This is a genomic window from Corynebacterium sp. HMSC064E07, assembly GCF_001815745.1.
In the GTDB taxonomy this organism is placed as follows: domain Bacteria; phylum Actinomycetota; class Actinomycetes; order Mycobacteriales; family Mycobacteriaceae; genus Corynebacterium; species Corynebacterium jeikeium_D.
In genome coordinates this window covers 29,702-40,110 of record NZ_KV821827.1, presented here as the reverse complement: position 1 = coordinate 40,110, position 10,409 = coordinate 29,702, and the positions used below count along the sequence as shown (strand labels likewise).

The 10,409-nt window shown below is 60.1% G+C and carries 9 protein-coding genes and 1 pseudogene; 2 read left to right on the top strand and 8 right to left on the bottom strand.

All coding sequences use genetic code 11. The features are described from left to right. Nucleotides 1-97: 97 nt before the first annotated feature. The 4 genes from infB to rimP form a co-directional block, all read right to left on the bottom strand. Complete coding sequence (gene infB, locus HMPREF3053_RS08560) at nucleotides 98-2,806, bottom strand: translation initiation factor IF-2 (protein WP_016422586.1); 2,709 nt, start codon at nucleotides 2,804-2,806, stop codon at nucleotides 98-100. Nucleotides 2,807-2,935: 129 nt separating this feature from the next. Then, nucleotides 2,936-3,328, bottom strand: coding sequence for a YlxR family protein (locus HMPREF3053_RS08555; protein WP_016422585.1), 393 nt, complete (start codon nucleotides 3,326-3,328; stop codon nucleotides 2,936-2,938). Nucleotides 3,329-3,499: 171 nt separating this feature from the next. Continuing rightward, nucleotides 3,500-4,486: a transcription termination factor NusA gene (gene nusA, locus HMPREF3053_RS08550; protein ID WP_016422584.1), complete on the bottom strand. Its 987-nt coding sequence runs from the start codon at nucleotides 4,484-4,486 to the stop codon at nucleotides 3,500-3,502. Beyond that, complete coding sequence (gene rimP / locus HMPREF3053_RS08545; protein WP_016422583.1) at nucleotides 4,483-5,055, bottom strand: ribosome maturation factor RimP; 573 nt, start codon at nucleotides 5,053-5,055, stop codon at nucleotides 4,483-4,485. Before rimP ends, nusA begins: the two co-directional genes overlap by 4 nt. 101 nt (nucleotides 5,056-5,156) lie before the next feature. On the opposite strand from rimP, the gene HMPREF3053_RS08540 reads away from it, so the two are divergent. Further along, nucleotides 5,157-6,122 carry a DUF4439 domain-containing protein gene (locus HMPREF3053_RS08540; RefSeq protein WP_049189652.1) on the top strand — a complete coding sequence of 322 codons (966 nt, stop codon included), beginning with the start codon at nucleotides 5,157-5,159 and terminating at the stop codon, nucleotides 6,120-6,122. On the opposite strand, the gene HMPREF3053_RS08535 is transcribed toward HMPREF3053_RS08540, so the two are convergent. Further along, nucleotides 6,119-7,891: a proline--tRNA ligase gene (locus HMPREF3053_RS08535; protein ID WP_070767571.1), complete on the bottom strand. Its 1,773-nt coding sequence runs from the start codon at nucleotides 7,889-7,891 to the stop codon at nucleotides 6,119-6,121. The genes HMPREF3053_RS08540 and HMPREF3053_RS08535 overlap by 4 nt on opposite strands. 60 nt (nucleotides 7,892-7,951) lie before the next feature. On the opposite strand from HMPREF3053_RS08535, the gene HMPREF3053_RS08530 reads away from it, so the two are divergent. Further along, the gene (locus tag HMPREF3053_RS08530) at nucleotides 7,952-8,689 is read left to right on the top strand and encodes a YaaA family protein (RefSeq protein ID WP_070767572.1); all 738 of its coding nucleotides are present in this window, start codon (nucleotides 7,952-7,954) and stop codon (nucleotides 8,687-8,689) included. Here HMPREF3053_RS08530 and HMPREF3053_RS08525 read toward each other — a convergent pair. From HMPREF3053_RS08525 to HMPREF3053_RS10910, 3 genes and pseudogenes are all read right to left on the bottom strand, one after another. Further along, complete coding sequence (locus HMPREF3053_RS08525; protein WP_239271971.1) at nucleotides 8,686-8,967, bottom strand: hypothetical protein; 282 nt, start codon at nucleotides 8,965-8,967, stop codon at nucleotides 8,686-8,688. The two genes, HMPREF3053_RS08530 and HMPREF3053_RS08525, sit on opposite strands and share 4 nt — an antisense overlap. Continuing rightward, nucleotides 8,960-10,051: a uroporphyrinogen-III C-methyltransferase gene (gene cobA / locus HMPREF3053_RS08520; RefSeq protein ID WP_069358758.1), complete on the bottom strand. Its 1,092-nt coding sequence runs from the start codon at nucleotides 10,049-10,051 to the stop codon at nucleotides 8,960-8,962. The genes HMPREF3053_RS08525 and cobA overlap by 8 nt, the downstream gene beginning before the upstream one ends. Nucleotides 10,052-10,061: 10 nt before the next feature. Continuing rightward, nucleotides 10,062-10,409 (bottom strand): annotated as a pseudogene (locus tag HMPREF3053_RS10910) (cobyrinate a,c-diamide synthase); the annotation flags it as partial.

Below are 10,409 nucleotides of genomic sequence, written 5' to 3'. Positions count from 1 at the left end.
CACCGAGCGGACACACTTTTTGTCACTTAACCCCGCAAAAAGGCGCTCCCCGAAGGGAGCGCCTTATCAAAGTTCACGCAGTGTTTAGCTTACGTTGCTACGTGCGCGGAACCTCGACCATCTCGTAGACCTCGATAACGTCGTCCACCTGGATGTCCGGGTAAGACAGCACCATACCGCACTCGTAACCGGCTGCGACCTCGGTAGCATCGTCCTTCTCTCGCTTCAGCGACTCGATAGTCGCCGAATCCGTAATGACGTTGCCGTCACGAACCAGGCGAGCCTTCGCGTTGCGGCGGACCTTGCCGGACTCGACCATACAGCCGGCGATGAGGCCAACTGCGGAGGACTTGAAGATGGCGCGAATCTCTGCACGACCAATCTCCTTCTCCTCGTAGACCGGCTTGAGCATGCCCTTCAGAGCAGCCTCAACATCCTCGATAGCACGGTAAATCACCGTGTAGTAGCGGATGTCAACGCCCTCAGCGTTGGCAACCTCTGTGGCCTTACCCTCGGAGCGAACGTTGAAGCCGATGATGACGGCGTCAGACGCAGCAGCCAGCGTGACGTTGGTCTGAGTAACAGCACCGACACCACGGTCGATGATGTTCAGTGCGACCTCGTCGTCGACCTCGATCTTGAGCAGGGCTTCTTCCAGTGCCTCGACGGTACCGGCGTTGTCGCCCTTCAGGATCAGGTTGAGGGTGTTGGTCTCCTTCAGGATCTCGTCCAGGTTCTCCAGGGAGACGCGCTTGCGACGACGTGCTTGCAGCGCATTACGACGACGTGCGTCGCGGCGGTCTGCAATCTGGCGGGCCGTACGATCCTCGTCAACAACCAGGAGGTTGTCACCAGCACCCGGTACGGAGGTCAGGCCGAGCACCTGAACCGGACGGGAAGGACCGGCCTCATCGACGTCGTTGCCGTACTCATCGACCATGCGGCGAACACGACCATATGCGTCACCGACAACGATGGAATCACCGACGCGCAACGTACCGCGCTGAACGATAACGGTTGCCACCGGACCACGGCCACGGTCAAGGTGAGCCTCAATGGCGACACCCTGAGCGTCCATATCCGGATTGGCGCGCAGATCCAGCGAAGCATCGGCAGTCAACAGCACTGCTTCGAGAAGCTGATCGATGTTGAGACCTTGCTTAGCGGAGATATCGACGAACATAGTGTCGCCGCCCCACTCTTCGTCAGTGAGACCGTATTCAGTCAGCTGACCACGAATTTTCTGCGGATCTGCAGTTTCTTTATCAATCTTGTTGACTGCAACGACAATCGGCACATCAGCGGCCTTGGCGTGGTTAATAGCCTCAACCGTCTGCGGCATGACGCCGTCATCAGCTGCAACAACCAGAATCGCGATATCGGTCGACTTGGCACCACGAGCACGCATGGCGGTAAACGCCTCGTGACCCGGGGTATCCAAGAAGGTAACCTTGCGCTTCTCACCGTCGAGCTCCACCGGCACCTGGTAGGCACCGATGTGCTGGGTAATACCACCGGACTCGTGGCCACCGACGTTGGCCTTACGAATCGTGTCCAACAGGCGCGTCTTACCGTGGTCGACGTGACCCATCACAGTTACCACTGGCGGGCGCTGCTCCAGGTCCTCATCGTCGCCCTCGTCCTCACCGAACTGGAGGTCGAAGGACTCGAGGAGCTCGCGGTCCTCATCCTCAGGCGAGACGACCTGGACCTTGTAATCCATCTCGTCGCCGAGCAGCTGCAGGGTCTCGTCGGAGACCGATGCAGTTGCCGTCACCATTTCGCCGAGGTTGAACAACGCCTGGACCAGCGATGCTGCATCGGCGTTAATCTTCTCAGCGAAGTCAGACAGGGATGCACCACGTGCGAGGCGAATGGTCGTGCCCTTACCGTTGGGCAGCTTAACGCCGCCTACCACGGATGGTGCCTGCATTGCCTCGTACTCGTTGCGCTTCTGACGCTTCGACTTACGTCCGCGACGCGGGGCGCCTCCTGGTCGCCCGAATGCACCTGCAGTTCCACCGCGACGTCCGCCGCGACCACCGCGCGGTCCGCCACCCGGGCCACCCGGGCCGCGACCACGGCCGCCGAAGCCACCGCCACCGCCACCGCGGCTTGCCTTTGCAGGCATCTGCCCCGGGTTCGGGTGCGAAGGCATCATTGCCGGAGTCGGACGATTGCCGCTCGGCTTATTACCGCGGCCCTGTCCACCCTGCGGGCGAGGGCCACCCTGGCGTGCTCCCGGTTTCGGGCCCGGACGGCCGTTTCCACCCTGCGGGCGAGGGCCACCCTGGCGTGCTCCCGGCTTCGGGCCCGGACGGCCGTTTCCACCCTGCGGACGCGGCATGTTGGACGGCCGCGGTGCCGGACGGGAGGATCCGCCGGTCGAGAATGGGTTGTTCGCCACACGCGGTGCGCGTGCGCCTGGCTTCGGCCCTGGCTTCGGGCCAGCAGGCTTCGGCGGGCGTGGCATTTCTTGTCCCGGCTTCGGCGAACGGGACGGTGCAGCTGGCTTGGCACCCGGCTTTGCCGCCGCTGGTGCAGCAGGCTTAGCGCCTGGTTTTGCAGCTGGCTTGGCACCCGACTTAGCAGCAGCCTTGGTAGTTGGGGCCTGGGCAGACGCGTCAGCACCTGCGCCAGCATTCTTCTCTTCGTAGACCTTCTTCATCTTCCTGACGACGGGTGGTTCCACCGTCGAAGAAGCGGTCTTAACAAACTCGCCCTGAGCCTTCAGCTCGGCGAGTAGTTCTTTGCTGGTGACCCCGAGCTGCTTAGCGAGCTCATGGACACGTAGCTTTCCGGACACTGCTCTCCTCACTAGTGGGGGCCGAGCAGCGCCCGATGGCGGATTTGTCCGCGCACCGAGAGCGCCTGCAGGGCTCCCTCTTATCTATTGCCGTTCATCGCTGATGCTTCATCGTGTGCTCATCAGTGTTCAGGTCTTTCTGTTGTCATTTTTCCTGCCTCCCTGCTTAGCGACACGCACATCGTCAGCGGGGGCGAAACCCTCCGCCGCTTCGTAGTGCGTGGCGATAAACTGTTTAACCGGAAACGCATCTACCTGCGTAGATACCTTCAGTGCGCGGCCAAATGCACGGCGCTTGTCGGCGATCTCCCAAGCCTTTAGTGTTGGGGTGATCCAGGCACCTCGCCCCTGCATCCGACGATGCGGATCAGCAACGACGGCTACTGAGCCATCTGAACGGGTGGTGGCGACAATGCGTAGCAGCTCCGAGCAATTGTGGCGCTGCTTAGTTGCAATACAGGTACGTGTGGGTGCAGGCGTATGAGTTGTCGAATTCGGGTTTAGCACCCGCGAAGTCGTCATACTCCTGACGCACCCACCTTCCTGCTAAGAAATTCAGCGCGAAAATTCGCATAGGAAAATCACGCCTTGTCGTTTGGCCACCTCCCAGCATAACCCGAAAAGGCGGAAAAGTGCCAACCCCCTAGGCACTTTCCCGCCACTTTCGCAACCGCTGGGACGCTGACGTTGTGTCTACTCCGCGTCGGAGTGGATATCGATTCGCCAGCCGGTCAGACGAGCCGCCAGACGGGCATTCTGTCCCTCCTTGCCGATAGCAAGAGAGAGCTGGTAGTCGGGCACCACAACGTGTGCACGGCGCTCGTCCATGTCCAGAATCTTGACACTAACTACCTTGGCGGGCGCCAGCGAGTTACCAACGAACTTCGCCGGATCCTCGTCGTAGTCGATGATGTCAATCTTCTCGCCCTTGAGCTCATTCATAATCGAGTTCACACGCTGACCGCGGGGCCCAATGCAGGCGCCCTTAGCGTTGAGGCCCTTGACCGTGGGGCGTACAGCAACCTTGGTGCGGTGACCGGCCTCGCGCGCAATGGAAATCAATTCCACTGCCCCATCGGCAACTTCCGGAACTTCAAGTTCGAAGAGCTTACGAATGAGCTCCGGATGCGTGCGTGACAGGTGAATCGCAACACCGCGCGGTGTCTTGTTCACACCGACGACGTAGCACTTGATGCGGTCACCGTGCTTGAGTTCCTCACCTGGCAGCTGCTCAGCCGGCATCAGAATACCGTCTCGGCCGTTGGCCTCCGAACCGATGTGGACGACGACAATGCCCTTTTCATTGGCATAGACATCGCGCTGGACCACGCCGGAAATGACCTGATTAGACAGGTCTGCGTATTCGTCGAGAACCTTATCGCTCTCCGCATCCCGCAGACGCGAAAGGATGGTCTGACGAACAGCGAATGCAGCGGTACGCTCGAAGTCCTCCGGAGTGTCGTCCCATTCGGAGATGAGATTGCCCTCGTCGTCTCGCTCCTGGGCAAAGACTATGACGTCACCGGTCTCACGGTCGATTTCGACGCGCGCATACTGTGCCGGTGCGGTGGTGTTACGGTAGCTTTCACGCAATGCTCGGGCGACCAGTCCCAGCATTTCGTCGACAGGAATACCCTTTTCCTTTTCCAAGGTTCGCAGGGCAGCTAGTTCAATCTTCACTTGTTATCCTCCAGCCTGGTCAAGGCATCGTCATAGTCTAGTCCCGCAAAATCCTTCTCGGCTGCGGGCGGATTAGAGAATTCAACTTGTACCACTGCACGGGCCACATTGGTTAATTGGACACGCTGGCCAACAGCCTTCAAACGTCCCTTTGGCCCCTTAGAGGTAACGAGAATGATGGATTCTTCATCCGGCGACAGCGCACCAATGCGGGCTGCAATCGCGGAACCGTCGGCAAGCGAAATCTCCGCAATACGACCACGGTTACGACGCCAGTGCCGAGGCTGGGTCAGCGGTGCGTCAATACCAGGAGTGGAAACTTCCAAGGTGTAGCCCTGAGCGCCGAAGTCCGCTTCACCACGTGCCTCCGCGGCATCCAGAGCCGAAGATACTTCATACGTGGCCTGTTCCAGAACATCGAGGTCAGGACGCTCATCTGCGTCAACTAACACAATGACCTGTGACTTTGCGCCGGCGCGAACGACCTTGACATCTTCCACATCCAGGCCGATTTGTGCGAGCGCCGGGCTCACAAACTGTTCAATTTTCTCGGGTGCGGGTATCGCCATAGTCGTAGAGTCTACAGGTCAAGTACTAGGAATTGCGCACCTGGGCGCTTTCCACATACCGCATTGACACAAAGTGCCGCCCGCCGTGGCACCATAGTGAGGTGATTGTTGAACCTCCCTCCCCCAGTTTTGCTTCCGCATCGCATCGCACTCGTACTCTCTCGCGCCGTGGCTTCCTCGCTGCTGCCCTCGCCGTGGGATCACTTCCTGCGCTTTCCGCGTGCTCGCATCTGGTGGCACCGCGCCCCGATTACGCCATTGAGGTTCTCCATGCGCTGGCGGCGCGCGATGCACAGTCGCTTAGCGACGCCAATCCTGACCTCGCAGCGGTGCGCTCCGCGCAGGTTACCGAACTGGATAAGGAAATCACACGCGCCTGCGGCACCCACAAGGACGGTAAACCTGTCGATGAATGTGGCTCGGACGTAGCAGTCCCAGGATCCCTGGTTACCGGTTCCGACGCGAAGCTACTGCTCACGGACTCGCGAAACAATCCCGTACTGACGAATGCCCTGGATTCACGCACTGCATTGCGGGAGGAGCACACTGCGCGCCTCGCCACGGCTGTCGATGGCGGTATCGTCCTCGCTCTGCGTGTTGCGGGCGCTGAGTGGGAGGAGCTTGTCCCATTGATTCCCAGTGACAGGGATGAAATCTCGGGTGCCGAAGAACAGATGACTAAGGCACTGCAAGCCGAATACATGATGATTTACGGTGTCGGCGTAGCCGCACCACGTGTCGGAGGCGATACCACTACTGCACTTTTGGCCCGTGGCGAGCGCCACCGAATTTTGCGCGATCGTGCCCGACTAATTTTGGAGGATTCCGACGTTGAGGTGCCGGAGAGCGCACCTGGCTATATGCCGGAAGGCGCTCCTTCGCCAGATACGGCACCCGTCGATTACATGATTGCATTGGAGCGCTATTGTGCCCAGGCGTGGGAAGACGTATTGCTCGCTGCTAATAACCCTCGGATGCGTATGTTCGCGCTGCAGGCAGCTGGCGTGGCTGCCGCCGGAGCGGCAGCGCTAGGTGGCAACAACTTGGAGCCGTTGCCCGGGCTCTAAGCCTTGCGAACCAGCTCCGCGACGTGAGCTGCAATGCCGTCAGCGGCGACCTCGTCGGTCTCGTTGGTCAGGCGGTTACGCAGCTCCACCTTGCCGTCCGCGTAGCCACGGCCAAAGATGACCACAAACGGCATACCCAGCAGCTCGGCGTCCTTGAACTTCACACCGGGGCTGACCTTCGGACGGTCGTCGAAAAGCACCTCAATGCCCTGCTGGCTGAGGTCTTCCGCCAGCTGTTCAGCGGCCTCAGCTGCTTCGGCGTTCTTGCCGGCCACAGCGATGTGAACCTTGTACGGTGCTGCGGCAACTGGCCACTTGAGGCCTTTTTCATCCAACTGCTGTTCTGCGAGGACAGCGACCAGGCGGGATACGCCAATGCCGTAGGACCCCATCGTCGGACGAGCACGCTTACCGTTGACATCGAGGATGTCGATTTCAAAGGCGTTGGTGTACTTGCGGCCCAACTGGAAAATGTGACCGATCTCGATTCCGCGCTCGATCTTTAGCGTGCCATGCCCCTCCGGAGCCGGGTCGCCGTCACGCACCTCTGCGACATCGCAAATACCGTCAATCTGGAAGTCGCGACCAGCGACCACATCGACGATGTGCTTGCCTTCCTCGTTGGCTCCTGTAATCCAATTTGTGCCCTCCGCCACGCGGGGGTCAGCAAGGACCTTCACACCGCGATCGGCGAGCCCCTGCGGGCCGACGTAGCCCTTGATCAGGAAGTCATTGGCTGCGAAGTCCTTGTCCTCCAGCAAGCGCGCCTCACCCGGTTCAAATGCGACTTCAAGACGCTTTTCATCGACCTCACGGTCACCGGGAACCAGGATTGCGGTGAGCTGTTCCGGCAGGGCGTTGCCCTCCTTATCGACCTTCTTCGGGTCGACGGCGACGAGAACGCACTTCAAAGTATCGGCAGCAGTGACCTCGCGTCCGAGGTCCGCACCATTGGCCCAATCAACAAGCGCTGCGATTGTGGTGCAGTTCGGAGACTCGTAAACCTTCGCCTCCGGTTGTCCCTCAATCGGCTGCGGTTCGACTGCCGGAATCTTCACGGCTTCCACATTGGCGGCGTACTCACCGTCGGTGGAGACTACGAAGGAGTCTTCGCCACTTTCGCTAACAGCCAGGAACTCCTCGGAGGCCGAACCGCCCATAGCGCCGGAGGTGGCGTGGCAGATTTCGTACTTAATGCCCAGCCGGTCAAAAATTCGCTGGTAGGCACCGCGGTGCAGCTGATAAGAATTCTCCAGCCCCTCGTCGTCCATGTCGAAGGAGTAAGAGTCCTTCATCACGAACTCGCGGCCACGCAGAATACCAGCGCGCGGGCGAGCCTCGTCGCGGTACTTGGTCTGAATCTGAAACAGCGTCGTCGGGAAATCCTTGTAGGAGCTGAAAAGATCCTTGACAGCCAGCGCGAACATCTCTTCGTGCGTCGGCCCCAGCAGGTAGTCCGCGCCCTTGCGATCCTTCAGACGGAACAGCTCGGGGCCGTATTCGGTCCACCGATTCGTCGCCTCGTACGGTTCACGCGGGAGCAGTGCAGGGAATGCCAGCTCCTGTGCGCCAATGCCTTCCATCTCCTCGCGCACAACCTTCTCTACGTTGCGCAGAACCTTCAAGCCCAGTGGCAGCCAGGAGTACACACCAGGGGCAGTTCGCCGGATGTAGCCGGCACGGACGAGCAGCTTGTGGCTAGGGACCTCGGCGTCAGCTGGATCCTCGCGCAGTGTGCGCAGGAACAGCTGGGACATTCGCGTAATCATGAATGCTGATTTTACCCGTCGATCATTCTTCGCAACATGCGGGGCATTACTATGGTGCCCATGCTCGTAGTCCTACCCCCATCTGAAACCAAAGCCACTGGTGGCAGCCATCCCGCAGTGGACTTTTCCTCGCTGAGCTTCGGCTCCCTCAACCCCATCCGCGAGCGCATTGCAGCCGATCTCGTGGAGTTAAGTGCGAACAGGGAGGCCGCGATGAAAACACTGAAGCTGGGGCCACGGCTTGCTGACGAAGTCACAGCTAATGCCGCGCTCCTAGAGTCGCCGACCATGCCGGCTCTCGAGCGTTATACCGGGGTGCTCTACGACGCACTCTCCCCCAGCGATTTGCCGGAAACCGGCCGTGCTCGACTCGCCATCGGGTCAGCGCTCTTCGGTGTCATTGGCGGGGACGACCTCATCCCCCACTACCGTCTCTCTGGTACGGTCAAGCTCCCCTTGGCGGATCAGCCTGCCGACGCGGCTCCCACGATGAAGCGCCGTTGGGGCACCGCCATCACCGAGGCTCTCAATGATGTCGACTTCCTCATCGACCTTCGTTCCGGCACCTACGCCAATTTGGGCAAAGTCAAGAGCGCGACAACGATGACCGTGCTCACCGCCGAGGGCAAAATCGTCAGCCACTTCAACAAGCACTACAAGGGCCTATTTGCCCGCGCCATTGCCCTTTCCGACACGGCACCGACCTCCCCCACAGAGGCCGTCGACATCGCGCGCGCCGCAGGATACGATGTCTCGCTTGACGACGACACCCTCATCTTCCGCGTCCCGGAAAACTAAATGTCGTCGTTGTAGCGCTTCCGGCCTGCCACAATGGCGGCAATGAGCGCAATGACAGCGATGAAAATGCTGTCGTATCGCGAGCCTTCTCCGCCGAGGAGAAGGAGGCGGAAAATAATCATGGCTCCGAGGTAAAACACCAGGAAGGTCGCAGCGCCCATCCAGATAGCGCTACGCAGCTGATCGTCGGCAAGCAGTCGAGTAACAAGCCCTGCCTTTTGCTGCTCTGGCTCTGGTTTCTTCGACTTGTTGTTGCTCGACTTGTTGTTCTTACTCATCGCCCTCATCCAGGCCCGCGACTTCACCGATGACGATAACTGCGGGCGGCTTGATTGCCTCTTCGACCATTTTCTCGCCAAGCTCGCCGAGTGTGCAGCGTAGCGACCTCTGATTCGGCAGCGTGCCGTCCTGGATGACCGCAGCCGGAGTCTTCGGGCTGCGGCCGGCCTTCATCAGAGCCTCGGCAATCTTTGGCCCGTTCTTAACTCCCATAATGATGGCAATAGTGCCGTGCATCCGGCCCAGCGCATCCCAATTGACCAGCGATTTCCTGTGCCCCGGTGGGACGTGACCGGACACAACAGTGAATTCATGGTTGACGCCACGCATAGTAACTGGGATGCCAATCGTCCCCGGTACCGCCAGTGCTGAAGTAATACCCGGCACAACGCGAACCGGTACCCCAGCCTTCTGTAGCTCCTGAAGCTCTTCAAAACCGCGGCCGAAGATGTACGGATCGCCGCCCTTGAGCCGGACCACAAAGTAGCCCTCACGGGCACGATGAACTAGCAGTTCATTGATGCGCTCCTGAGCCATGGCGCGGCCGTAAGGAAGCTTGCCGGCATCAATAATCTCGACATCCGGCTCCAAGTCACCGAGCAGCGACAGTGGACCGAGGTGGTCTGCAACGACAACGTCGGCAAGCCGGAGCAGGCGACGCCCCTCAACGGTAATCAGACCGGGGTCGCCCGGGCCACCACCCACAAGCGCGACCTGACCAGCGAGATCCCCAGCGCGCGACGCGCGACGGCCGGTCAGCGCCACAGGAGTAAGCGGGCTGGAAGACCCGGTTTCATCGTCGACGAGAATACCTCGGCGGTGTCCCTCTAGAGTCACCTCACGCAGCAACGCCTCGTCGCAGCAGACCATGAGAGCCTTGCCCCAGCTCATCGCCTCGGTAAAACCGGTGCGGGTCAAAGTAATACGGCCGTCTGCAGCCCAGGCCTCAATCGCAGTTGTTACTTCCCCACCTTCACACACAGTGACATCAGCGCCAGAGTCCAACAGCCGAGGAATCACGCGCTCTGCAGCCGTGGAACCGCCAATCACCAACACACCGTAGTCTTTGAGAAGCAAACTCATAGCTAATACTTTACCCGGCGCACGAAGCGACAAAGCGACTGACGTTCCCCGGCGCACCCGCCGGATGAACATGCAGGTAACCGGCATGAATCCGCCCAGACTCGGAAACAAAGCCGTCGCGAACTGTTTCGCCTTGATATCCACGCCAACCCCAGGCTGGTTGCCACCCGGCCGCAGCAGCGACACTTGCGGTGTCATCGGTGAGGGCTGTCTTGTGGAACTCGTGACCGCGCACGCGCGTTCCTACCGGGCACAGCACAGAATCAGTCAGCGCCACAGCCTCCCGGTACCCCAGCTTCAACCGTGCCATGTGCGCTCGCCCCGGGATGATGCCACACATACGGCGCCCACCGAGATC